This window comes from Xanthomonas sp. WHRI 7064, from assembly GCF_040202355.2.
Classification (GTDB): domain Bacteria; phylum Pseudomonadota; class Gammaproteobacteria; order Xanthomonadales; family Xanthomonadaceae; genus Xanthomonas; species Xanthomonas arboricola.
In genome coordinates, this window is record NZ_CP167821.1 from 2839874 (window position 1) to 2864491 (window position 24618).

A 24618-nucleotide genomic window follows, 5' to 3' on the forward strand; every position below is an offset into this window, starting at 1 on the left:
CTTTGAAAAGCATGTGGTGATGTGACTGCTAGAGAATCAGGCCTGCGCGCGGGACTCGCGCACCTGCCGCAAGGCTTCGACGACCGAAGCCGGAACGAAACCGGACACGTCCCCGCCCAGCCGCGCGATTTCGCGCACCAGCGAGGACGAGATGAAGCTGTATTGCTCGGCCGGGGTGAGGAACAGCGTCTCCACCTCCGGGATCAGATGGCGGTTCATGCTGGCCATCTGGAATTCGTATTCGAAGTCGGACACCGCGCGCAGGCCGCGCAACAGTACGCCAGCGCCCATGTCGCGCACGAAGTGGGCCAGCAGCGTGTCGAAGCCTCGCACTTCCACATTGGCGTGCGCGGCCAGTGCTTCCTGGGCCAGCTCCACGCGGCGCTCCAGCGGCAGGGCCGGGCCCTTTGAGGGGCTGTAGGCCACGCCGACCACCACACGCTCGAACAACGGCGCGGCGCGGTTCACCAGATCGATATGCCCGTTGGTGATCGGGTCGAAGGTACCGGGATAGACGGCGGTGCGGCTATTGGCCACGCTCATACGGAAACTACCGGGGTCGGATCGCCGTTCAGTGTAGCAGCGGCCCGGCGGTACAGCGCATAGCGCACCTGCTGGGTGACGCCTTCGCGGTGCAGATGCCAGCCGGCCGGCACCTGCGGCGGGACCTCGGCCGGGCCTTCCAGGTACAGCCAGGCGTCGGCGCTCAGGTGCGCGGGCAGGCGTTCCAGCACGCTGGGCCACAGCCCGGCGGCAAACGGCGGGTCGACGAACGCGATGCTGGCCTGCGCCACCGGCGCACGCTCCAGCCAGCGCAGCGCATCCTCCTGCAGCACCTGCACCTGATCGGCCGCATCCAGCCTGGTCACGTGCTGGCGCAAGCGCTGCACCAGGCCAGGGTCGCGCTCGATCAGGGTCGCGTGCGCGGCGCCGCGCGACACCGCCTCCAGGCCCAGCGCACCCGACCCGGCAAACAGGTCCAGCACGCGCGCGCCGGGCAGGCGCGGCATCAGCCAGTTGAACACCGTCTCGCGGACGCGGTCACTGCTCGGGCGCAGGCCCGGCAGGTCCGGCACCGCCAGCTTGGTATTGCGCCAGCGCCCGCCGACGATGCGCACCTGCCCTTCCGCGCCGCGTGGCGCCGGCCGTGCGGGGCGGCTCATCGCCACGCGCCGGGTGCGGGCGAACGGGTGCAGGACGGCGGCAGCGCAAATGGCGACATGGCTCAAGGCAGGACGGTTGGCCGGCCATGATACCGCCGCGATCGCCGCAACCACCCTCCTCGATCGCCATGGACGCAGGCCATCTGGCGCACGCCCGCCTTGAAAAATCCCCACACGGCCTCATCCCCCAGGCCATCGGCCGCGTTGCGGCCTGGGCCACCATGGAGCACGACCCCAATGACCGTTGATACCGACAAGCAGACGCTTGGCTTCCAGACCGAGGTCAAGCAGCTGCTGCAGCTGATGATCCACTCGTTGTACTCGAACAAGGAAATCTTCCTGCGCGAGCTGGTCTCCAATGCCGCCGACGCCGCCGACAAGCTGCGTTTCGAGGCACTGGTGAAGCCGGAGCTGCTGGAAGGCGGCGGCGAGCTGCGCATCCGCGTGGACTACGACAAGGACGCGCGCACCGTCACCATCGACGACAACGGCATCGGCATGAGCCGCGAGGATGCGGTCTCGCATCTGGGCACCATCGCCAAGTCCGGCACCGCCGACTTCCTCAAGCACCTCAGCGGCGACCAGAAGAAGGACGCCAACCTGATCGGCCAGTTCGGCGTGGGCTTCTATAGTGCCTTCATCGTCGCCGACCAGGTCGACGTGTACTCGCGTCGCGCCGGCCTGCCTGCCAACGAGGGCGTGCACTGGTCCTCGCGTGGCGAAGGCGAGTTCGAGGTCGCCAGCGTCGACAAGCCCGAGCGCGGCACCCGCATCGTGCTGCACCTGAAGGACAGCGAAGACAGCTTTGCCGACGGCTGGACGCTGCGCGGCATCCTCAAGAAATACTCCGACCATATCGGCCTGCCGATCGAGATGCGCAAGGAGCACCACGGGGAAGAGGCCGACGCGCCCACCGAGCCGGAGTGGGAAGCGGTCAACCGCGCCAGCGCGCTGTGGACGCGGCCCAAGTCCGAGATCAAGGACGAGGAATATCAGGAGTTCTACAAGCACGTCGCGCATGATGCCGGCAACCCGCTGGCGTGGAGCCACAACAAGGTCGAAGGCAAGCTGGAATACACCTCGCTGCTGTTCGTGCCCGGCCGCGCCCCGTTCGACCTGTATCACCGCGATTCGGCCAAGGGCCTGAAGCTGTACGTGCAGCGCGTTTTCATCATGGACCAGGCCGAGCAGTTCCTGCCGCTGTACCTGCGTTTCATCAAGGGCGTGGTGGATTCGTCCGACCTGTCGCTCAATGTGTCGCGCGAGATCCTGCAGTCCGGCCCAGTGGTCGACTCGATGAAGTCGGCGCTGACCAAGCGCTCGCTGGACATGCTGGAGAAGCTGGCCAAGGACAAGCCGGACGACTATGCAACGTTCTGGCGCAACTTCGGCCAGGCGCTGAAGGAAGGCCCGGCCGAGGATTATGCAAACCGCGAAAAGATCGCCGGCCTGCTGCGCTTCTCCTCCACGCATGACACCACCGGCGCGCAGAGCGTGGGCCTGGCCGATTACGTGAGTCGCCTGGCCGAGGGCCAGGACAAGCTGTACTACCTCACCGGCGAGAGCTACGCGCAGATCAAGGACAGCCCGCACCTGGAAGTCTTCCGCAAGAAAGGCATCGAAGTGCTGCTGCTCACCGACCGCATCGACGAATGGCTGATGAGCTACCTCACCGAGTTCGACGGCAAGTCGTTCGTGGACGTGGCACGCGGCGACCTGGATCTGGGCAAGCTGGATTCGGAGGAAGACAAGAAGGCGCAGGAAGAAGTGGCCAAATCCAAGGAAGGCCTGGCCTCGCGCATCAAGGCCGCCCTGGGCGACGACGTGGCCGAAGTGCGCGTCTCGCACCGCCTGACCGATTCCCCGGCAATCCTGGCCATCGGCCAGGGCGACCTGGGCCTGCAGATGCGTCAGCTGCTGGAAGCCAGCGGCCAGGCCGTGCCGGAGTCCAAGCCGGTGTTCGAATTCAACCCGGCCCACCCGCTGATCGAAAAGCTGGATGCGGAAGCCGACATGGACCGCTTCGGCGATCTGAGCCGGGTGCTGTTCGACCAGGCCGCGCTGGCGGCGGGCGACAGCCTCAAGGATCCGGCCGGGTATGTGAAGCGGTTGAACAAGTTGTTGTTGGAGTTGTCTGTTTAGGACTTTTTAATCCAAAGGAAGAAATATAAAAACCGGCTCAATGCCGGTTTTTTATATAGAGGAATTTAATCAATCACGAATTCTCAACACAGCTACTACTCAGGAAGGGAAGACGCCGCAGAATCGACAGACGTCCCCCCTGAGGTCTTAGCCTCGCGCCGGAAAATGGCATCAAGCCGTCTGCGCAGACCAGGCACAGCGTCCATTGCTGCAGAAAATTCAACAGACTTTATAAGCTCATGAAGAGGACTACCAGCAACATGATTGTCAACTAAACGCAAAGGAAGCTCATCGAGTCTAGTCAAAGCTATGGAAAAAAGCTGTCCTTCCATTAAAGGATCCAATCGGGCAGCTTCACTACGATAGCCCTCATACGCTGCGGCAAGAGCAGCTTTGTAAGCGTAATCTTCAGCCAACCTGAAACGCTGTCCGATCTGAGTGGTTGCCACCCAAGCCAGCCAAACTGGCGCCCCTAGCGACAAGGCCGCTAAAATAACCTGCACTAACACCGCACTTATATTTATAGACTGACCCGATTGATTAACCGAAGCGGCCAATATCGATGGAAACCTTGTCGCACCAATGCATATAGCACCAACAAGCCCAACCAATAATGCAAAAATCCACAGATATATCGACTTATTTAGATTTTCAGCTTTTTTTGAAAAAGCTTTCGCAAGCCCTTCAGAAGTCGACGCACGGTAAGCTGCTGCGACACGTGCCATCGTTTTCTCAGCCTCTGCAAGATGCTCCTTCAACTCGACCGATGCTGCATCTGCATGTTCCGCAGCAGCCTTAGCCGCCTGCTCATGCCGGAGCGAGCTAGTCTTAGCAGATTCCACCTCTTTCAGAGCAGCTTCCAGATCTTCTTGAGTAGCCCCGAGATTTTCAGCAAGCTCCTTAGCGGCTGCAATTTTAGCCAAAACCGCCTCAATACCCTCAATTTTACCAGAAGCATTTGACAGACGATCCGCAGCACGCGATGCATCTCGCTGGATTTTTTGGGGTAATTTCAGCATCTCATCTACGACCGATAATTCGACCAGAGAATCAACATGAATTTTTATAGTTGTCAGTAGAGCCTGCATTCCCTCAGCAACATGCGCAGAACTAAAAAGATTTGGAAGAACAGTCTTTGCCAAATCAACCTTGGCCGCTAGATCGTTAAACCACTCTGCCGCATGCTCGTGATTACAGGCCGTCCAGTTATAAGATTCATAACGCTCTGCAAGTGCAGTCGCACTGATCTTTAAGTCAACCGGCTGTATGACGGAGCCATTGTAGTTGAAACCAGCATAAAAGGACTGGGTGCCACTAGGATGGCGGGCGCCCAATTCTTCTGCAAACTCGCGTAGCGAATTGCATAGCTTCGCCGCCATCACAGAAACGTCTTCGTTATCGCTGACAGCTACGGTTTCCGCCATTTTTTTCTCCCCGTTCGAAATGATTATCCTAGTTTGATCGCGCGTTCACAGCAACAAGCACGCTCACGGATGTGATCGCTTTCCTAGGGAGGTCCGGAACAATGCGCCAGATGCCTCAATCCCAACCTGCGGTACGTCGCTGGCGCGTAACTTGACGACACACGAACTAATTTCTCAGATTTCCTCGAGGATTTTGGTGCCGCCCATCAGTGTTATCCCTTAGTCGGCAACAACTGCCGACGCATCACCCACAGATTGCGACGCCCACGCCTCTTTGATTAGTTGTCGAGTTTAGGCTCTTGGGTTGCTGATATCGCTGTTGGTCAACCGTTGGGCACAAGCAGCCGGTGTTATGGCCCCGATCGTTTTCTTGAGCTGGCGCTCGTTGTAGTCGCATCGCCGGCAATCGATTTCGGCGCGCGGGAACCAGTGCTCGTTGAGGCATTCGTCGTGCTGCCTGCCACTGAAGGAGTTAGACGTAAGAGTTCTGGTTCGGCTCGCTAGGTTGGATCAGACGTCGCTGCACACCACGCGCATGCGCCCATAGCCTCGCCACAGAATTCTTTTCCGTTGTCCGTGCGAACCAGTTCTTCGGTCAACACCTCTTCACGTCAACTCTGGTGCGGGATTCAATTCGGTGAAGCGAGGGGTCTGTGCCATTGAAAATAGGCTGCGGCTTCACCGCAGTACCCTCACCCCAACCCCTCTCCTGAGCGGAGAAGGGTTTGATGTTGCATGTCTGAGTTCTTTCGAGTGGCTGCGGGCGTGGCCTCTTTGCTCTCCGGTGCCATGCTCTCTTCAAAGTTAGGGTGGGTTCCCCCGTCATCCCTTCGATATGCGCTTGATACAGCACTCAAACCGACTCCAACACCCAACAACCAAACGCGGGCCCAGCGGAGTAGCCAGTCTCCGGCTCGATGCGGATCTGCAAGGTGGTACGGCCGGCCACTGCTGCAGGCAAGGCATAATCCACGTCGACGAAGTCCAGGCCGCGGTTGCCGTCCAGGCGTTCGTTGGCGATGAGCTCGCCGTCGGCGAGGATGCGGAAGCGGCGGCGGGTTTCGTCGCTCCAGTAGCGTAGGCGCAGGATGCGGGCCTTCGCGGTGTTGCGCAGGGTGAAGGCAATGAAGCCGCCGGTGCGGGCATCGCGGCCGGCGCGGCGGCGGTAGCTCAGTGCGTAGGAGCTTTCGCTTTGCAGGCCGTGGGCTTTTTCAGAGGCTTCATCGCCCAGGGCAATGCGGTCCAGTGCGCGCGTGTCCAGCGCCTGCTGTTTCGCGTCTGCTGCGGCCTGCTCGGCTTGATGCTGCTGCCATGCGGCGGCATCGCGATGCTCCAGGTAGGGCGCGCTGCGGCGATCGAACTGGGCGTAGAACGGGGAGAACCGCCAGTGCTGTGCGCCGTCGCTGTAGTCGAACGCTGTTTTGCCTGGCACCGGCTGCAGGCGCTGCAGGATGTCATCGCCTCCGATCAATGCCGGGGTCTTGCCCGACCAGGGTCTTGCCGCATCGCCCAGGTCGGCCGCCAGCACCAGCGGCCCGCGCAGCACCGAGACCCAGGCCGGGTCGTCCGGCGTGGCTTCCAGGCGCAGCGGCATCTCGAACGACAGCGTGAGCGTGTCGCCCGCGCGCCAGACGCGGGCGATGCGCAGGTAGCCCTCGTTGACGGTGGCATCGACCGGCTGGCCGTTGAGCTGCAGCTTCGGCGACTGCGCCCAACCGGGCACGCGCAGTGCGAGCGTGCGTTGCTCGGCCGGCGCGGCGTCGATGCGTAGCGAGGCGCTGCCCTGCTCCGGCATCGTGCTGCGCAGGGTCATGTCCAGCCCGGCGGCATCACGCACGCTGGAGGGCACATACAGATTGACGTAAACGCCCTGCCCGTCCTGCCAGTAGATCGAATCGCCGAACTGGGCGTGCGCTTCCATGCCGCTGCCGACGCAACACCAGAAATCGTCGAACGGCGACGACCAAGCGCGCGCTTCGCCGGCCAGCATCGGTGTCATGTAGGTGAACATGCCGGTGCGCGGATGCTGCTGCGCCAACACGTGGTTGAGCAGCGTGCGCTCGTAGTAATCGAAGAACTCGGCCTGCGGGCCCCACTGGTACAGATGTCGGGTGAGCTTGAGCATGTTGTAGCTGGCGCAGTGCTCGCAGGTCTGCTCGGTGACAAACTTCGAAATGCTGTCCGGCTGCTGGAAGTACTCGCGGTCGCCATTGCCGCCGATCACGTAGGTATGGTGGTCGGTGACGGTGTGCCAGAAGAAGCGCGCCGCCGCGCCCGAGGCGGCATCGCCGGTGACTTCGTACTCGCGTGCCAGGCCGATCAGCTTGGGGATGTTGGTATTGGAGTGCTGATGCACCAGCTCGTCGCGTTGGGTGACCAAGGGATCGAGCACGGCGTGGTGGTGCAGGCGCTGCGCCAGTGCCAGCCATTGCGCATCGCCGGTCCGCACATGCAGCTCGACGAAGGATTCGTTAAGGCCACCGAATTCGCACGACAGCACCTTCTGCAGCTGCGCGTCGTCGAGTGCGGCGAAGATGCCTTGCAGATAGCCGGCCAGGCTTACCGCCACCTGCAGCGCCTGCGCGTTGTCGCAATGCGCATGCACGTCGAGCAGGCCGGCAAACAACTTGTGCCAGGTGTAGAGCGGTGCCCAGCTGCCGTTGAGGTAGAACGGCGCCGGGTCGATCTTGCCGCGCCTGAGTTCATCGAACACCGCACGCCCGCTTTCGATCTTGCCTGCTGCATTCTTTCGGGTGAAGCCAGCCACATAACCATCGCCTGCATGCACCTGGCAGCGTGCCAGCTCTGCGACCAGATACCCGGCGCGCGTGCGGCATTGCGCATCGCCGGTCTGCGCATGCGTCAGTGCCAATGCGCTGAGATAGTGACCGAGCGTATGCCCGGCGATGGTGTCCGCCTCCCAGCCGCCGTATGCAGGCGCCTTGGGATCGAGGCCGGCGTACAGCACGAAGTTGTGCAACAGCCGGTCCGGCTCCAGCCGCATCAGGTAACGTCGATTGGTGTGCAGCGCGTCCAGGAACAACGACGGCGTGAGCCGCACCTGCGCCAGCGGCACGGCGCGCACGCTGCCGGGTTGTGCGGCGCTGGCCTGGGCCGGAAAGCGCAGGAAACCCGCCGCAACCGCCAGGCTGCTCCAGGCCAGAAAACGGCGCCGCGACAGGCTCGGCGCATGGTCGTTGGGCAACTCGCTCGGGTACGTCTCGGTCATGGGCTCAGCTTAGCTCCTGTCGGCGCGTGCAGAACGCGCGCGCCGTTACAACAACAACTGCGCAGTCGCGGTAACACGCGCGTGCACATACATGACGCCCGCGACCGATGGCATCTGAGCGCACGCCACCGCGATACACCGGCCCGATCAGAACTTCACCGTGGCACGCGCCCAGTAGAACCGACCGAGCAGATCGTAGGTGGCCACATCGGTATTGGCGTTGCCGACATTGTTGGAGTAATACAACGGCGGCTGCTTGTTGGCGATATTGTCCACGCCCACTTCAAAGCGCGTGTGCCACGGTTCGACGTTGTAGCCGAGCTGCAGGTTGTTGTAGACGTAGGCGCCGATCTTGCGCACCACCATCGGCTCGCTGGAATCGGCCGACAGGCTCTGGTCCGGATCCGAATTGCCGATGGCGGTGTGCCCCACATAGCGGATGCGCCAGGTGGCGCTCCAGTCGTCCAACGCCCAGTTCACCGTGCCTAGCGCACGCCAGCGCGGGAAATTGCCGTAGGCCTGGGTGTAGCGGCCGACGTTGTGGATGGTGACCGAGCTGGGGTCGGTGGTATCGGGCAGCACGTCGTAACGGGTGAGATAGGTGCCGTTGAGCCCGGCGCTGAGATTGCCCCATGCGGTGGGCGGCGCGCGGTAGGTCAGGTTGAAGTCCATGCCCTTGGCCCACAGCTTGCCCAGGTTGACGGTGGGTTCGGCGATGTAATTGATGGTGCCGTTGCCGTTGCGATGGATCAACGCGCAGAAGGAGCTGGCCGGGTTGGCGAAGCATTGATTGAGCACGGTCTGCGCCGACACCGTGGTGATGGTGTCTTCCAGATCGATGCGCCACCAGTCCGCGCTCAGCGACAGCCCATCGATCCACTGCGGGTCGTACACCAGCCCCACGTCGTAGGACTTGCCGGTTTCCGGCTTGAGCTGGTACCCGGCCACTGCTGCGCCAGACACCTTGCCCGACACCTGGCCATCGGATTGCTGGTAGCTGCCATCGGTGGGCACATTGGCGCAGGCCACGCTATTGCCACCGGTGTAGCCATTGCATGGGTCGTTGACGGTGGCCGCATCGCCGGCCACGCCGGCGTACAGCTCGTTGATGTTGGGCGCGCGAAACACCTCCGACACCGTGCCGCGGATCAGCAGGTTCTCGATCGGGCGATATTCCAGCGACACCTTGCTGTTGGTCTTGCTGCCGACCGAGCTGAAGTCGGAAAAGCGCGTGCCCAGCGTGATGTTCAAGGCGTTGATGCCGGGCAGGTCCTTCAGCAGCGGAAACAGCGCTTCGGCATAGGCCTCCTTGACGTCGAAACTGCCGGCCAGGGTGGACGAACAGAACTCGATCACCCCGCACAGGCCGTCTTCATCGCCGGTCCATAGCGGGTCGGAGGCGGTGGTCGAACGCTCCTTGCGATAGGAGACGCCGGTCGCCAGGCTGACCGTGCCGGCCGGCAGTTCGAACAGCGAGCCGTTGGCATTGGCTTCGAATTGCTTGACCGTGTAGACGCTGGTCACGATGGGGTTGACCACCATGCCCTGCAGGGTGGACAGGTTGGCGCTGTCGTTGAGGTTGAAGAAGTTCAGCGGTGTGCAGCCGGCGATCGCCGCGCCCGCGCTGCCGCACTTGACCACGCCATCGCTGTCCAGGAACGAGGGACCAATGGCCTGATTGAACGCGGCATAGTCCAGAAAGCCGTTGTTGATCGACTTCTGTTTGACCTTGCCGTAGTTGAAGGTGGCGTCCCACTGCCAGGAACTGTCGCCGAAGCGGCCGCGCAAGCCGGGGCTGATCTGGAAGTTGTAGGTGTTGTATTGATAGCTGCGATTGCCCAGCACGGTGGCGCGCGTGTTGAGGTCGTTGTAGGAGGTGCCGGTGCTGCGATCGGTGCCGAAGTTCACGCCGAACGGGTTGTAGTAACTCTGCGACGACACCAGGATGTTGTCGCCGTTGGCGAAGATCGGAATCGGCGCAATGATCGATGCGGATTCGGTTTTACTGAACCAGGTGTTGACGTAGCCCTCGACGTTGTCAGTGAAGCGATAGCTGCCAAGCAAAAACGCGTTAGTGCGCTTTTGCGGGGTCTGCAACAGGTTGAACGGCTGGTAGTTGTAGGAGTCGGCGCTGGCGTTGTAACAGTGGAAATCGCCCGGGCCGGCGCGGCCGCTCACGCCGCTGTTGAGGGTGACACGCCCGCAGCCGTTGGCTTGCGCAAGCTGCGTGGACTGATCCGAGCCATCGTTGAAATTCACGGTACCGGTGGGCGTTGCGGACGAGCCCTGCTTCACCGGTTGCCCGTTGGTCAACGCAAGCGCGTCCCTGGAATAGTCGCGCGCCGCTGCCGAGACCGGATCGATGTTGTGGTACGACAGGCCGCCGATCAGGCTGCCACGCTCCCAGGTCTTGCCGGTGGTCAGGGTGAAGTTGCGTCGGTTGCCGTCGCCTTCGCTGCTGGTGCCGAAGTCGCTGCTGAACTGCACGCCATCGAACTGGCTGCGCAGGATGAAATTGACCACGCCGCCGATGGCGTCGGAGCCATACACCGCGGAGGCACCGTCGCTGAGCACTTCGATGCGCTCGATCATGCTGGACGGAATCGCGTTGACGTCGTTGTAGGCCAGACGAATACCGTTGACCAGCACCAAGGTGCGCTTGTCGCCTAGACCGCGCAGCGAAATGGCCGACGCACCGGTGCCGCCGCCGTTGTTGGTGTACGGATTGGTGGCGTTGCCGGCGATCGATGGCAGCTCCTGCAGCAGATCGCCGACCGTGGCCTTGCCGGTCGCGGCGATCTGTTCCTGGCTGACGGTGACCACCGGGTTGGCGGTTTCGGTATCCACGCGGCGCAGACGCGAGCCGGTGACGACCACGCTGTCCAGCGTTTGCGGCGCATCACCGCTGCTGCCGGTCTGCTGTGCAGACACCGGTGCGCTGACGCCTGCAGACAGCGCCAGCAGCAACGCGGCGCTGAGCATGCTCGGCACCGGGCGCGTGGGCGTGCCGGAGGTCTGGGAGAAAGGCAACAGCGGCATCGGCATGCAAGGCTCCTGATTCGTATGGCAGACAAACGATGGGCAACACACACCCGTGCCGGCGGACGCCAGCGCAGGGCAAGATGGATGGCAGACGCGCACGCAGCGAAACTTCTCGCCAGCGCTGTGCTGCAGACATGCAGACAACCTGCGACGCGCACGACCACGCAGGGTCACGCAGCAGCGCGTGTTGTCAAAAAGGGTGTTGGTTCCGCACCGGAGGCGCCCATGCGCTCCAGTTTCATCAGCTAGTCACAATGTGCCTGTGCGCACGCGCTACGTCTTGTCGCATTTGGCGACAGCGCATGCGGAAAACTGCATGGTTCGCAAATGAATGAGCCCGCGCTGATGTTGCGCTCTGCAGCGGTGTTCCCAGCTGGACACGATGCGCAAGACGATGGGCGAAACGCCCGAGGCGATGTATCGCTTGCAACCATGTGCGATGACAGTCGATCTAGAAATCGAGCACTGCGCATGCATGCAGCAGCGAGATGACGGCAATCAGCATGCACTGCCCTGCCCGCCCTGTTTCAGCGGCCGTGGTCTAGGCACTGCAGTCAAATGGTCGGCCGGCAGACCCGGCCTTACGGATCACGGCGCCTGCGTCGTCGCAGGCTGGTCGTGGTTCCAGTCCGGCGTTGGAGCCTGCTGCATCCAGCGCAGGAAGAAATCCAGCAGGCGGCGCTTGCCGTAGTCGCCACCGGCGCCGTGATCGCCGCCGGGCACCACCAGCAGATCGAAATCCTTGCCTGCCTTGATCAGCCGATCGGCCACCTGGAAGGTGCTGGCCGGATCGACATTCATGTCCATGTCGCCGGTGACCAGCAGCAGATGCCCTTGCAGGCGCGCGGCGTTTTCCACGTTCGACGATTCGGCATACCACGGCCCGACCGGCCAGCCCATCCATTGCTCGTTCCACCAGATCTTGTCCATGCGGTTGTCGTGGCAACCGGAATTGGCCACGCCTGCCACATAGAATTCCGGATGGAACAGCAGCGCACCCAATGCGTTCTGGCCACCGGCCGAGGTGCCGTACACACCGACGCCGCCGTCGATGACGTACCACGGGTACCGTGCGGCAGCGGCCTTGTGCCAGGCGATGCGATCCGGCAGGCCCGCATCCTTGAGGTTGCGCCAGGCCACATCGTGGAAGGCGCGCGAGCGATTGTTGGTGCCCATGCCATCGATCTGCGCGACCGCAAATCCCAGTGCGGTCAGCGCTGACATGCGGGTGGTGAACGTCTTGGGCACGAAGGACCCCTGCGGGCCGGCGTAGATGTATTCGATCACGCGGTAACGCTGCTGTGGCTGCATCTGCATGGGGCGCTGGATCACGCCCCAGATCTCGGTCTTGCCATCGCGGCCGGTGGTGTGGAACGGCAACGGTGGCTGCCAGCCGGCGGCCTGCAGACGGCTCAGGTCGGTGCGCTCCACCGTGCGTGCCAGGCTGCCGTCGGCGCTGCGCCGCAGCTCCAGCACCGGGCCCAGGTCCACGCGCGAGTACAGATCCAGATACCATTTGCCGTCCGGCGAATAACTCACCTGGTGATCGGCGGCCACCGGCGTCAATGCAGTGAGCCCGGTGCCGTCCAGACCGATGCGATAGGCATGGCGGTAATACGGGTCCTCGCCGGGCTGCATGCCGGAGGCGGTGAAATACAGCTGGCCTGCGGCCTCGTCGAGGTAGTCGAGCTTGCGCACCACCCAGTCGCCCTGCGTGACCTGGCGGATCACCGCACCGCTGTGGCCGTCGTACAGATACACGTGCTCACAGCCATCGCGTTCGGAGGCCCACAGGATCTGCGCGCCGTCGGCTAGATCGCGCCGCGCATGCTTTCCGCCGTCCTCGTGCGTTCCGCTGAGTTCGGAGTATTCGATGAAGGTGGGCGAGGTCTCTTCGATCAGGGTGCGCGCGTCAGCCGTGCGTGCGTCCACTTCAATGACCCGATACAGCTGGTGCCCGCGCGCGTTGTATTCGAAGGTGAGCGCGCGGCTGTCCTTCCACCAGACCATCTCGCTCAGGCTGAAGGCATTGGGCAGCAGCGTCATCGCCACTGGATGCGCGGCGCGCGTGGCGATGTCGAACAGCACCGGCTGCATCACCGGCAAGGCATCGCCGGGCTTGGGATAGACCTGCTGGTGCAACTTCGGCTGCAGCTGATCGGCCGGCGCCGACTCGATGTAATAGACCATGCGTGGCGGCGGTGCCTTGACCCGATACGCAGCCAGATGCTGCGAGTCCGGCGACCACACCACGCTGTCGAGTGCGTAGTAGTCATCCGCACTGCCATCGCGGCTGAGCACGCTGCGCTCGCCACCACCGACCGGCGCGATCACCAGATTGGCCTGCTCCACCCAGGCGCGCCAGCGGCCATCCGGCGATAGCTTGGCCTGCCGCTCGCCCTGCTTGAGCGGCAGGCGCATGTCCATCGACTCGGCCTGCACGTCGCGTTCGGGCACATGCGCGCAGCGATAGCGGGCCAGATCGCACTGCCAGCCCAGCTTCGCCAGCTGAAAGCCCAGGCGCTGCTGCTCCAGGGTGGGTTCCTCCAGCTGTAGTTGCGTGGCGTCGATGGCTTGCGCACCGGCCTGCGTCAGGGCCGCCGCCAGCCGCGCATGATCGAAGGCCAGCGTGTTGCGGCCGCTGGCCGCATCCACCAGGCGGTACTCGATGGCCGGCGCCTGATCGGCACGTGCCACGCCACGCCGATACAGGAAATGCCCCGCATCGATCCATACCGGCGCCGTCGGTTGCCTGTCGACCAACGACGCATAGTGATCGGCCAGACCGATCGCCTGCACATACTGCGCCGGTGTGGGCGTGGGCACAGGCGTGGTTGCTACGGGTGCAACGGATGCAGCCGCTGCGCTTGCCGAGAGCGTCCAGAGTGCGATGCTCAGGCACCATGCTGCGACGCTACGCCGCCTGGAGGTGTGGGTGTAATGCAGCAGTGGCTTCATGCGTTTATCCGCGGAGATGGTGTGGTCGTGATCGGCACGGTCATCGCGCCAATGGGCGATCACCCGTACCAGGCCTGCACCTTCACCGCAGTGGCGCTGCCGGGCACCGCCACGCGATCGGCATGCGGGCCCTGCGCACGTGCCGGTTTGCCGTCGACGAGCACGCGGGTGAGCATGCTGCCCTTGGGCACACGCAGGCTCAGCCAGGTGTGCCTGGGTGACCGTTCCGGCAGTTGCACCTCGGCATCGATGCGGCGTGCCTCCACATCGGTGCGCAGTGTCAGCGTGAGCTTGCCCCAGCGTGTGGGCGCTGCGGTGATGCCGATCGCGGCGCCACTGCCCAGCCATGCGCGCGGCAGCGCACGCGCAAGGAACAACTGCTCACCTGCGCTGTCGTCACTGACCAGCATCCAGCGCAGCAGCAACGGGATGGTCATCTGGGCGGGGATGCAGAACAGCGGCATGCCACCGGTGATGCCGCTGACCTCGCCGGCGGTCCAGCTGCCGCGCGTATGCACCTGGTAGCGGTGCGCATAGACGAACAACAGATACTCTTCGATGCGATCCAGCCGCAGCAGCTGTTGCGCATAGCCGTAGGAGATGAAGCCGAGCAGATCGCGGCTGCCCGGCTCCGGCGGCGCGATGTTGGCCACCACGCCGATGCTGGTGCCGCCATGGCCGCGCAGGCAATCGATCACCAGGTTGGCCAGGTCGTCGGGCAGCACATCGGCCTGCAGCAATTCCGCATACGCGCGGTGCGGCCATTGCTGCTCGCTGGGCTTTTCCTGCAGCAGCGATTGGCGAAACGTCAGGGTGCTGCCCGGCAACGGGCCGATATACGGCGGCGACAGATCGCGGCGCACGTTGGCACGCAGGCTGGCCTCCAGCCGTGTGCGCAACTGCCTGGCGCGACGCTGCCATTGCGTGGCCAGACCGGCATTGCCACCGAGCGTGCTCCAGACCTGGGCGATGTCTTCCCAGCCGCGTATCGTCAGCGCGCTGTTGGCGTAATACGGTTTCCACCACAGCGACGGATCCGGAAACAGGCAGGCATCGGACTCGTTCCAGCCGTGCAGCAGGCCATGGCCATGCGCATTGCGCGGTAATGCCAGCGCCTGGTCGTGCAGCTCGCACAGCAGCTGCGCGGTGGCGGCGATCTTGGGCAACAGGCGGCGCAGCCGGGCCGCATCGCCGGTATAGCGCAGATAGCGCGCCAGCAGCGCCAGGGTCAGCCCGAACTGCCCGACTTCCGGCCCGCGCATGTTCGGCAGGCCATCGTCCTGTACGAAGTCGTCGAAGTAGTTGTCCAGTACCGCAGCGGCCTGCGCAAAGCGGCCCCATTCCAGGTTGGCGTAGAACGAGCTGGTAAAGGTGTCCTGGAAACCGTCGTACTCGTTGCCGTAGTAGTCGCGCTCCACCGCGCCGTACTTCGGATAATCGCCACCGGGGCGCACCACCAGCTCGCGTGCGAACGCGAACTGAGCCATGTCGTTCCAGCTGGCATCGGGCAGCTGCGCCTGCACCGTGCCGTCCAGGGCCTGTTGCCAATACGCGGCAAAGTCGATCAACCCCGCGTAGAACTGCTCAGCCGTGGCCGGCTTGCGCGACGGTGCAAACGCGGGATAGCTGTGGGTGTAGTGCACACCGACGATCTCGCCGCCGCGCACCTGCATCGTGCGATGCCAGGTCTGTACGACGAAGCGATCGCTGGCACGTACATCGGCAAACACCAGCACGTCGTACCAGCTATCGACCTCGCCTTCGCGCCGCATCACCTTGCGCACCGCCGGCATCCAGCCACCCAGCAGGCCTTCCTCGCGCCGTTTGATCAGCGCCTCTTCGCCCAACTCGGCGAAGGCGTGTTCCGGCCGCGAGGTGCGGCTGCGGCCGTTGGGCAGGATCGGCATGGTGTCCAGGCTTTCGCGCGTGCCGACGAAGGTGGTCCAGGGCCAGCGCCCGCCATTGTCCTTGGGGTCGAGCAGCGAGGCCGGCGGCGGCGCGACATCGCGCACCTGCGCCTCGTCCGGGTCGCCATCACGCAGCAGGCGGTCGGCGAGCAGATCTGCCTCGGCCATCGCCACCTCGGCCAGCGACATCCCGAAATACGGCTTGCCCTCGGCCGGGTAGGCCGGCTCGGTGCGTTTGTCCAGGCGCAGCATGCCGCTGTCGGTCCATAGCGTCAGCTGGCCCTGCGGGTTGTCGAGATGCTCGTAGACGGTCCACTGCTGCTGCAGGTGTTCAAAACTGCACAGCTTGCTGCCCACATGCGCGGCCGACGGCAGCGCCTCAAGACGTGGCAGCGCCGGTGGCGGCAACGTCGCCGGCGTGTGCGGCGTGCCCGGCATCGCGAGCGCGGCACCCGCGCCCACCGCCGCGGTTGCCGCCATGCCCTGACGCAAAAAGCTTCTGCGGTCCATCGTCGCGCCCTCGGTTGATCTCATCCACATCCTGCGCGACGGCGCCACTTGCGTCTTGTGGCAGCTGTCTGGCACGTATGCGGAAATCCGCACACAAGCAGCCGTTGCTGCGCTGCCATCGCAGCAACGGCGCAGCGCCCAGTTGCCACCCCCTGCCATTTAGCCACGTGACTTTCTGGCCACGCCGGTACCTGCGGTGGCAGCCACACTGGCTGCACAGACGCAGGCGACATCGTCGCCAGACCGCCACGCAACCCAAGCCCCCCCACAAGGACCGTCATGCAGCCATCCCTACCGCGCATCGCGCACAGTGCCCGCGTCGCAGCGCGATTTTTCGATGTCGGCAGCGCGTCTGCCAGGCGGTTGCAACGTCCGGCGCATCGTTGGCTGTGGCTGGCCTTGATCGCGCCCTGCATCGCGCAGGCGCAGGTGGACCTGTCGCAACTGGATGCCGAGATGGCCGCGCCACGCACCCAGGTGCTGGTGCTTGGCAGCGTGCACCTGTCGCAGTTGCCCGACGGCAGCGACATAAGTGCAGCACGGCTGCAACCGTTGCTGGACCGATTGGCGGCCTACAAGCCAACCATCATCACGACGGAGGATCTGTCGGGCGAAACCTGCGACCTGATGCGGCGCCATCCGGCGGTGTATCTGCCCGAGGACACCACGACCTATTGCCCCGACACCAGCGAGGCGGCGCGTACCACCGGGCTGGACGTTCCCACCGCTCTCAGCCAGGTCCGTGTAGCGCTCCGCAGCTTGCCCAGTACGCCCACACCGGCACAGCGTCGGCACCTGGCTGCGCTGTTTCTGGCCTCGGGCGAGCCACCATCTGCTCTGGTGCAATGGCTGCAGCTTGCGCCGGCAGAACAGCGCAGCGGCGATGGCCTGGATGCGGCGCTGGTCGCGCGACTGCGCAGCATGGAACAGCGCCCCAACGAGAGTTACCAGATCGCCGCACGGTTGGCGGCACGCCTTGGCCTGCAGCGCGTCCATCCGGCCGACGACCACACCGGCGACAACGTTGACCTGGCCGACCCGGCGGCGTACGGCAAGGCGATCCAGGCCGCCTGGGACAAGGCCGCACCGCGGGCAAGCGCCATGCGTGAGCGCGAGGACCAGCTGGCAAGTCAAGGCAAGTTGCTGGAGCTCTATCGCGCGATCAACCTGCCGGCCAGCCAGCAGCTGGCCATCGCGGTGGATTTTCGCGCCGCACTGAGCGAGGGCTCGCCGCAGCGCTACGGCTATCGCTACGTATCCGGCTGGGAGATTCGCAACCTGCGCATGGTGTCCAACGTGCGTGCCAGCTTTGCCGACCAACCCGGTGCACGTGTGCTGGCGGTGGTGGGCGCGATGCACAAGCCCTGGTTCGACAACTGGCTGGGACAGCTGCAGGGCGTGGATATCGTGGATGCGGCGCAGGTGCTGGGTGACGGAAAGTGAGCGACAGTGAGTACAACGGCTTCAGCGTGACGTTCTAAGTCAAAAGCCTGATTGGCCGAGGGCGCGGTGCCCTCGCCGCTCGCCGGACACGCCGTGAACCCGCCCGTGGGGCTCGGTGGCGGCATTGATGTCGCCGCACGGTCCCGCAACCGGCGAGGACAACGCATCAGAGAGTTGATCGGTGATTTGGCAAAAATCTGCTTGTTGCTCGGGGTGCATTGGAAGGCTGATCGGAGGCGACGCTATCCAAACAACACACATCATGTTCTGCTCGCGACCTTGCGCGCCGACCATCTCGACTGGTCCTTGCCCGCCTACCGTCGCGGGACCTTACGCGGCATGGATGCCGCGTAAGAGCCTCCATGGACGGATTCACGGCGTGTCCCGCGATGGTGGGCGGGCAAGGGCCCGGCAGCCAGGTAACAGATCAGCCGCTCTACGCTTGCGAGCTGCCCGCACGGCCCTGACACCCGCAGACAAGACAACTGCAGTTATCGATACCGGCATAAGCAGCAGCCATCAATTCGCTGACTCCACAAAATGCAGAACGTAAATCCGGTTTCAGGTGCAGCCAGATGCGGCATCAAAGCGAAGGCCGCGCACCTAATGCACCAGATCGACAACCGGCCTTCGTCCACTCCAGGCTCTCAGGTCAGCACATCCAACAAGCTGCCCAGCATCTCGTCGGAGCGCCGCAGCGCGGTGGCGTTGGCCTGGAAGTCTTTGCGTGCCGAGAGGCCTTCGACCAGATCGCTGGCCGGTGCCGATGGATCGGCGTTGGCGTCGACCACGCTGGCTGCCACTCCACCATTGACCTGCGTGCTGGCCGCAACGGCCTGACGTGGACTGCCGTCCACCGGCTGACGCGCCACATTGCTGGCGGCCACCTGCTGGCGCAGTGCGGCGACCTGCATTCCGGAACTGGCGATACTGCTGATGCTCATGGTGGCTCCGGTACAGAACTGAGAAATAACCAATGACGTTTGTTTACCAACCAATCAACACAATCGTTTCCGGCAATCGCGCCGCACTGCTGTTGTTCTTACGCCCACCGAGGCGCGTGGCGAGCGTGTCTCACGAGGTGGAACCAGCTAACAGGAACCGCAATGACGTGTCCCACCCACCGATTCCGATCACGCCCACCTCACGGCTGCCCAGCCGCCTCACGCAGGCTCAATAGGTGCCTACCCGTACACGCAAGACCACAGGCACCTCGCCCGCCGCATCCACCCGTCCGAAGTTGAGCCCGTAGTCGGTCTGGTCGCCGTTGAGCTGTCTTTCGACCTGCCAGCGCCCGTCCACATACCGCCCCTGCTCCACCCGCAACAGTTGTCCATGACGGGTATCGGCCGCCTCGCGGAAAAATTCAATCCGCGCGGCCATGCCGGTGACCAGGAACTCCTCCGGCCCCAGCTGCGCCACCAGCAGCCGGCCGGCGTGGTCGTCGTTGCCGGGCAGGACCGCCGGCGCATCGCCCCACATCGGCGCACCGAACGACACCTTGGCCTGCCAGTCGCCGAAGCGCAGCGTGCGTTGCGGCGCGCCGGGCTGTTCGGCCACCGCCTGCAGCCGGCCGTCGAAGGCGGCCTGGGCGATCACGCGCTGCAGCGGCGCCAGCAGCTTGAAGTTGGCGGCGTGCGCAGCGATCGCGTCGCGGTTGGCCTGACTGTCCTGGTTGCCATCCATGCCGAACACCGAAAAGCCGATCCCGCCCTGCCCCAGCACATGGAACAGATACGGCGCGGTGGCCGCTTCGAAGCCGGTTTCCGAGACCCAGGCCGGGTTGTCCGGCCGCGCGTACTGGCCGATGACCTTGGTGTACTCGTTGTAGTCGTTGGTGTAGATATCGGTACCGATGAAGTCGATCGACGGCGTGGCCGCGCGCCATAGCGCGAACACATTCACCGTCGCACCACCGGACGGGTAATCCATGCCCGGGTAACGCTTGCCCTTGTAGCGCAGCCAGGTGTTGACGTAGAGCGGCAGCGGATAGGCGTGCTTGCCGGCCGCGGCCACCTGTTCGATATACGCCGCCGTCGCATGCGCATTGAAGGCTTCGGCGGCTTCGGCACCGAACAGCTGCTGCCAGCTGCCCTGTGGCTTGCCCAGCGCCTGCGCGATCGCAGCGGGCACCGGTTGCGCGAACGCCGCCTCGCCGGCCGGGCCATGGTCGCGCACCGTGCCGATCGCGCCGGGCTCGTTTTCCACCTGTACCAGGATCACCGTGTGGCGGTCGCCATCGACCTTGCGCAGGTGCTGCATCAATGCGGTGAACGCACGCACATCGGCCTGCACGTTGGCGGCCACATGCGGCGACAGCACATCCACCGGCTCGCCATTGGCATCGCGCATGCGCGGGTAGGTGGCGTCGTCGCGCTTGATCCACTCCGGCACGTAATGCATCTGGCCGTTCTTCCAGCTGCCAAACCACAGCAGGGCCACGCGCAGGCCACGCTTGCGCGCGCCGGCAATCAAGGCATCCACGTTGGTGGTATCGAAGCGCCCGGGCGCCGGCTCGAACTGCTCCCAGTACACCGGCGCCTCCACCGTATTGGCGTGCAGCGCGACCACCTCGTCCAGCGCCTTGGGCAGCACCGCCGGCCAGGCGCTGGAGTTGTGCAGCTGTGCGGCCAGCACGGTGTACGGCGCGCCATCGACGAACAGCGCATGGCGGCCATTCTGGGTAACGAAGCGCGGCAGTTCTTCCGCGCTGGCCAGCAACGGCACACAACCAGTCAGCACAGCCAGCGACCACAGCAGGGCTGCGATGCGACCGCGCGGCCGCGGCATCTTCAGGGCAAGCAAACGCATCATCGCGCCTCCGACGGTAGTGAATTCCAATGCGGCGTGGGTTCGTCGCGCAGATGGCGGACGAAGAAGTCGTACTGGCGACGCTGCACATAGTCGATCGGCCCGCTGGAACGGCCTACCGAATGCTCGCCACCAGGCACGTTGAGCAGCTCGAAGTCCTTGCCGGCCTTGATCAGCGCATCGACCACCTGCGCGGTGGAGGCCGGGTCCACATTGCTGTCCTGCTCGCCGACGATCAGCAGCAGGTCGCCCCGTAACTTGGCCGCATTGACCACGCCCGAGGCCTGCGCATAACCGGCATCCACCGGCCAGCCCATCCACTGCTCGTTCCAGCTGATCTTGTCCATGCGGTTGTCGTAGCAACCGGCGAACGCCACGCCCACCTTGTAGAAGTCCGGATGGCGTTCGAGCGCGCCCAGCGTGCTCTGCCCGCCGGCCGAGGCGCCATAGATGCCGACCCGGCCGATATCGTAGGAAGGGTCCCTGGCCGCCAACGCACGGTGCCAGGCGATGCGATCGGCAAAGCCGGAATCGCCCAGGTTCTTCCACGCCACATCATGGAAGGCCTTGGAGCGGTTGGCGGTGCCCATGCCGTCGATCATCACCACGATAAAGCCCAGATCCGCCTGCGCCTGCATGCCGATCTGCTTGTCGCCACCGGAGTGATAGCCAAACGGCCAGAACGTCTTCGGCACGAAGGAGTCGTGCGGGCCGGCGTAGATGTTCTCGATCACCGGATACTTCTTGTGCGGGTCGTAATCACGCGGGCGCACCACCATGCCCCAGATGTCGGTGCGGCCATCGCGGCCCTTGGCCACGAAGGTCTCCGGCGCGCGCCAGCCGGCGGCCAGCAATTTGTCGATCTTGCCCTGTTCCACCTGCTGCAGCAGCCGGCCATCGATGGCGTGCAGCTCCATCACCGGCGGCAGGTCCGGTCGCGAATAGACATCGACGTAATGCCGGCCGTCGTCCGCGATCGCCACATCGTGATCGGCATCGCTGTGGGTCAGCCGGGTCAACCGGCGGCCGTCGAAATCCACGCTGTACAGCTGCCGGTAGTACGGGTCCTTGCCCGCATCCATGCCGCTGGCGGTGAACCAGATGCGCCGCTGCGCGTCGTCCACGCGCAGCACATCGCGCACAATCCACGGCCCACGCGTGAGCTGCCGCTTGAACCTGCCGCTGCGGCCATCGACCAGGTACAGGTGCCGCCAGCCGTCGCGCTCGGAGATCCACAGCAACGCGTCGCCGCGCCCATCCACGTCATGGCGAAAGCTGCGGTCGGCGTAGACGAAGGTGCGCGCATTTTCGCCAACCGCCACGTGCGCACGACCGCTCTGCGCATCCACCGCGATCACCCGCATGCGCTGAAAGCCGCGTTGCACGTAATCGAAGCTCACGCTGCGGCCATCGCTGCGCCACTGCAGCGGCGACAGCGCATACGGATTGGCGAACAAGGCGGTGTCCACCTCGCGGCGTGTGCCGTCCACGGCAAACAACACCGGCCGCTCCACATCCACCGCATCGCCGGGCTTGGGATATAACTGGGCATGCACGCGCGGCTGGCCGCCGCCTGCAGGCGCCGCTTCCACGCGGGTGACGCGGCGGGCCAACCCCGGACGCACGCGATACACCGCCAGCCGCTGCGAATCCGGCGACCAGGCGATGCTCTCCGGGTCGAAATAATCGTCTGCGCGGCCATCGTCGCTGAGCCGGGTCAGCTGGCCATCGGCAACGCGACGCAGCAGCAGGTTCCAGCCATCGGCGAGCGCTTCCCAGCGGCCATCGGGCGAACGGCGCGGCGTGGTGTCGGCTGACACCGCAGGGTCGCGCACCACACCGAAGCCGCGTGGACGCTGCTGCGCAGCGGCGTCATCGCGGGCGCAGCGGTAGTCCGTCAGGCTGCAACGCCAGGGCGCTTCGCCAAGCGCGAAGCGAATCGCCCCGTCGCTGCGCTCGCCGTCCGGCGCATAGGCAAAGCGCTCGAACGGCAACTGCAACGCGGTATAGGGCGTGCCGGTCGCTGCACTCAATGCCTGCGCCACGCGCAGCTGGTCGAACGCCGGCGTTTTCTGCAGCGTGGCGACATCCATACGAACGAAGGCGAATCCGCCCGGCACCGTCTTGCGGTAATAGAACGTGCCGTTGTCCTGCCATTGCGCCGGCCAGGCCACGTTCTCGGTCAGCGTGCTCCAGTGCGCGCGCAAGCCCAGCGCGCGTTGGTAGTCGGCCACACTGGGCGCGGCCTGTGCCGCCGTCGACAGCAACACGATGCACGCAGCCACCCCGTTCAAGCAGCCACGCAACCAGCGCGATGCACCCGCGCTGCGGCGCAGCTCACTCGCCATCGTCCTCCTCCAACGCCAGCTCATCGCTGCGCAAGCCGCTACGCGCGCCCCAGTGATAGATGAAGAATGCAATTACCGCCACGCTCAAGGTGTCGAACGGATGCGCGATCCAGCCGTGACCGCCGAACGTGCCGGCCCAGGACACCGCCATCACCAGCACGAAGAACACGATCAACCACAGCGATGCGCGCACCTGGCGCAGCAGGCGTGCCCTGCCCTGGCGCGATGGCAGGCGATACAGCACATACAGCACGAACGCGACCACCTGCAGGCCGAGCAACCACGACAAGGTAGGCCAGGTCGACCAGTAGACGATCAAGGCGGCGACGATGAACGACAGCGGCCCCAGCACGGCAAGGCCACGGACGCGAAACGGCCGCGGCAAGTCCGGCGCACTGCGGCGCAACGCCGCCACCGTCACCGGTGCCACTGCGTAACTCAGCACCAGGGCGGCCGACACCACGCCGATCAAGGTCTCCCACGAGGGGAACGGCAGCGTCCAGAAGATCGACAAGCCCAGGCTCAACCACAATGCCGGACGCGGGATGCCCGATTGCGGATCCACCCGCGTCAGCACCGGCAAAAACCCGCCACTACGCGCCCAGCCGTACACCACGCGCGGGGTGGCATTCATGTAGATATTGCCGGTACCGCTGGGCGAGACCATCGCATCGCAGATCACCAGTGCAGCCAGCCACGCCATCCCCAACGCCAGCGCGATGTCGTGGTACGGCAGCGCAAACACCTTGTCGATGCCGCTCCAGCCCGGCGCCAGTTGCGCGGCCGGAATGCTGCCAAGGAATGCCAGCTGCAGCAGCACGTAGATCACCGTGGACAACGCCACCGACAGGATCAGGGCGATCGGGATATTGCGCTGCGGGTCGCGCACCTCGCTGGCCACCGATACGATCGGGGTCAGGCCCAGATAGGCAAAGATGATGCCGCCGGCAGAGATCGCCGCTTCCACCCCGGCCATGCCCGAGGGCGCAAACCCGTGCACGCTCAGGTTGCCGGGATTGAAGTGCTTCATCAGCAGCACGATCACCAGGATCGGCACCAGAAACTTGAAGATGCTGACGATGTTGTTGGCCAACGCAAAGGTCTTGACGCTGAAATAGTTGAGCAGGAAGAACAGCACCAGCAGGGCCAGTTGTACCAACCAACCCCACACGCTGGGATGGCTGCCGCCGGGTTGGTTGAGCAGCGGAAACCACGCCGCCGCATACTGGCGCGCAGCCTCCACCTCGATCGCGATCAGGCTGGAAAACGCGATCAGGGTGATGAAGCCGGTCAACGAACCGAGCAAGGCGCCATGCGAATACTCCGGGTAGCGCACCACGCCACCGGCGCGTGGCAGCGCGGCGCCGAGTTCGCAATACACCAGGCCGAGCAGCAACACCGCGATGCCGCCGAGGATCCACGACAGGATGCCGGCCGGTCCGGCAATGGAAGAGACATGGCTGGCCGAGAACAACCAGCCCGAGCCGAAGATCGAACCCAGCCCGATAAAGGTCAGGTCGGTCAGGCTGAGTCGCTTGTGGAACTTGCCTTGCGTGGTCGCACCGTGTGTGGTCATTGGTCGCCCCGAAGCGTGGATACGCGGTTGGTGTAGCGAAGAACGTCGGCTGGTGATGTTCCGGA

Annotated in this window: 14 protein-coding genes and 1 pseudogene; 3 read left to right on the forward strand and 12 right to left on the reverse strand. The window is 64.4% G+C overall.

Annotated features, from left to right (window positions below):
* Positions 1-36: 36 nt before the first annotated feature.
* Both coaD and rsmD read right to left on the reverse strand, forming a co-directional pair.
* Positions 37-543, reverse strand: coding sequence for a pantetheine-phosphate adenylyltransferase (gene coaD, locus ABQY74_RS12210; RefSeq protein ID WP_016903280.1), 507 nt, complete (start codon positions 541-543; stop codon positions 37-39).
* Positions 540-1229 carry a 16S rRNA (guanine(966)-N(2))-methyltransferase RsmD gene (gene rsmD / locus ABQY74_RS12215; RefSeq protein ID WP_208415162.1) on the reverse strand — a complete coding sequence of 230 codons (690 nt, stop codon included), beginning with the start codon at positions 1227-1229 and terminating at the stop codon, positions 540-542. Before rsmD ends, coaD begins: the two co-directional genes overlap by 4 nt.
* A gap of 171 nt (positions 1230-1400) precedes the next feature.
* On the opposite strand from rsmD, the gene htpG reads away from it, so the two are divergent.
* The gene (htpG, locus tag ABQY74_RS12220; RefSeq protein ID WP_349791608.1) at positions 1401-3305 is read left to right on the forward strand and encodes a molecular chaperone HtpG; all 1905 of its coding nucleotides are present in this window, start codon (positions 1401-1403) and stop codon (positions 3303-3305) included.
* A 95-nt stretch (positions 3306-3400) separates the two neighbouring features.
* On the opposite strand, the gene ABQY74_RS12225 is transcribed toward htpG, so the two are convergent.
* The 6 genes and pseudogenes from ABQY74_RS12225 to ABQY74_RS12250 all read right to left on the reverse strand — a co-directional run bounded on the left by ABQY74_RS12225 (position 3401) and on the right by ABQY74_RS12250 (position 16375).
* Positions 3401-4729, reverse strand: a complete 1329-nt coding sequence (locus tag ABQY74_RS12225) for a hypothetical protein (RefSeq protein ID WP_349791609.1) — start codon at positions 4727-4729, stop codon at positions 3401-3403.
* A 291-nt stretch (positions 4730-5020) separates the two neighbouring features.
* Positions 5021-5319: pseudogene (locus ABQY74_RS12230) on the reverse strand (integrase core domain-containing protein); the annotation flags it as partial.
* Positions 5320-5582: 263 nt separating this feature from the next.
* Positions 5583-7958, reverse strand: a complete 2376-nt coding sequence (locus ABQY74_RS12235; RefSeq protein WP_349791611.1) for a beta-L-arabinofuranosidase domain-containing protein — start codon at positions 7956-7958, stop codon at positions 5583-5585.
* 147 nt (positions 7959-8105) lie between these two features.
* On the reverse strand, positions 8106-11003 hold the full coding sequence (locus ABQY74_RS12240; RefSeq protein ID WP_102584887.1) for a TonB-dependent receptor domain-containing protein: 2898 nt from the start codon (positions 11001-11003) through the stop codon (positions 8106-8108).
* A gap of 585 nt (positions 11004-11588) precedes the next feature.
* Entirely contained in the window at positions 11589-13958 is a 2370-nt protein-coding gene (locus ABQY74_RS12245) for a DPP IV N-terminal domain-containing protein (RefSeq protein WP_349791614.1), read from the reverse strand.
* A gap of 59 nt (positions 13959-14017) precedes the next feature.
* Positions 14018-16375, reverse strand: coding sequence for a Tat pathway signal protein (locus ABQY74_RS12250; protein WP_349791616.1), 2358 nt, complete (start codon positions 16373-16375; stop codon positions 14018-14020).
* Positions 16376-16654: 279 nt separating this feature from the next.
* On the opposite strand from ABQY74_RS12250, the gene ABQY74_RS12255 reads away from it, so the two are divergent.
* Entirely contained in the window at positions 16655-17818 is a 1164-nt protein-coding gene (locus ABQY74_RS12255; RefSeq protein WP_258077074.1) for a DUF5694 domain-containing protein, read from the forward strand.
* A gap of 93 nt (positions 17819-17911) precedes the next feature.
* Positions 17912-18172, forward strand: a complete 261-nt coding sequence (locus ABQY74_RS12260; RefSeq protein ID WP_349791618.1) for a hypothetical protein — start codon at positions 17912-17914, stop codon at positions 18170-18172.
* Positions 18173-18465: 293 nt separating this feature from the next.
* On the opposite strand, the gene ABQY74_RS12265 is transcribed toward ABQY74_RS12260, so the two are convergent.
* The 4 genes from ABQY74_RS12265 to ABQY74_RS12280 all read right to left on the reverse strand — a co-directional run bounded on the left by ABQY74_RS12265 (position 18466) and on the right by ABQY74_RS12280 (position 24553).
* Positions 18466-18762 carry a hypothetical protein gene (locus tag ABQY74_RS12265; RefSeq protein ID WP_349791620.1) on the reverse strand — a complete coding sequence of 99 codons (297 nt, stop codon included), beginning with the start codon at positions 18760-18762 and terminating at the stop codon, positions 18466-18468.
* Between the two features lie 229 nt (positions 18763-18991).
* Positions 18992-20632 carry a DUF5597 domain-containing protein gene (locus ABQY74_RS12270; RefSeq protein WP_349791622.1) on the reverse strand — a complete coding sequence of 547 codons (1641 nt, stop codon included), beginning with the start codon at positions 20630-20632 and terminating at the stop codon, positions 18992-18994.
* On the reverse strand, positions 20629-22977 hold the full coding sequence (locus tag ABQY74_RS12275) for a DPP IV N-terminal domain-containing protein (RefSeq protein WP_349791624.1): 2349 nt from the start codon (positions 22975-22977) through the stop codon (positions 20629-20631). Before ABQY74_RS12275 ends, ABQY74_RS12270 begins: the two co-directional genes overlap by 4 nt.
* On the reverse strand, positions 22967-24553 hold the full coding sequence (locus ABQY74_RS12280) for an APC family permease (RefSeq protein WP_047128891.1): 1587 nt from the start codon (positions 24551-24553) through the stop codon (positions 22967-22969). Before ABQY74_RS12280 ends, ABQY74_RS12275 begins: the two co-directional genes overlap by 11 nt.
* Between the last annotated feature and the right edge of the window lie 65 nt (positions 24554-24618).

Bases quoted from the DNA above. Each gene is read 5' to 3' on its own strand.
- ABQY74_RS12275 (WP_349791624.1), bottom strand. From the start codon at position 22,977: ATGGCGAGTGAGCTGCGCCGCAGCGCGGGTGCATCGCGCTGGTTGCGT.
- ABQY74_RS12265 (WP_349791620.1), bottom strand. From the start codon at position 18,762: ATGAGCATCAGCAGTATCGCCAGTTCCGGAATGCAGGTCGCCGCACTG.
- ABQY74_RS12235 (WP_349791611.1), bottom strand. From the start codon at position 7,958: ATGACCGAGACGTACCCGAGCGAGTTGCCCAACGACCATGCGCCGAGC.
- ABQY74_RS12280 (WP_047128891.1), bottom strand. From the start codon at position 24,553: ATGACCACACACGGTGCGACCACGCAAGGCAAGTTCCACAAGCGACTC.
- ABQY74_RS12270 (WP_349791622.1), bottom strand. From the start codon at position 20,632: ATGATGCGTTTGCTTGCCCTGAAGATGCCGCGGCCGCGCGGTCGCATC.
- coaD (WP_016903280.1), bottom strand. From the start codon at position 543: ATGAGCGTGGCCAATAGCCGCACCGCCGTCTATCCCGGTACCTTCGAC.
- ABQY74_RS12250 (WP_349791616.1), bottom strand. From the start codon at position 16,375: ATGGACCGCAGAAGCTTTTTGCGTCAGGGCATGGCGGCAACCGCGGCG.
- ABQY74_RS12255 (WP_258077074.1), top strand. From the start codon at position 16,655: ATGCAGCCATCCCTACCGCGCATCGCGCACAGTGCCCGCGTCGCAGCG.
- ABQY74_RS12240 (WP_102584887.1), bottom strand. From the start codon at position 11,003: ATGCCGATGCCGCTGTTGCCTTTCTCCCAGACCTCCGGCACGCCCACG.
- ABQY74_RS12225 (WP_349791609.1), bottom strand. From the start codon at position 4,729: ATGGCGGAAACCGTAGCTGTCAGCGATAACGAAGACGTTTCTGTGATG.
- ABQY74_RS12245 (WP_349791614.1), bottom strand. From the start codon at position 13,958: ATGAAGCCACTGCTGCATTACACCCACACCTCCAGGCGGCGTAGCGTC.
- htpG (WP_349791608.1), top strand. From the start codon at position 1,401: ATGACCGTTGATACCGACAAGCAGACGCTTGGCTTCCAGACCGAGGTC.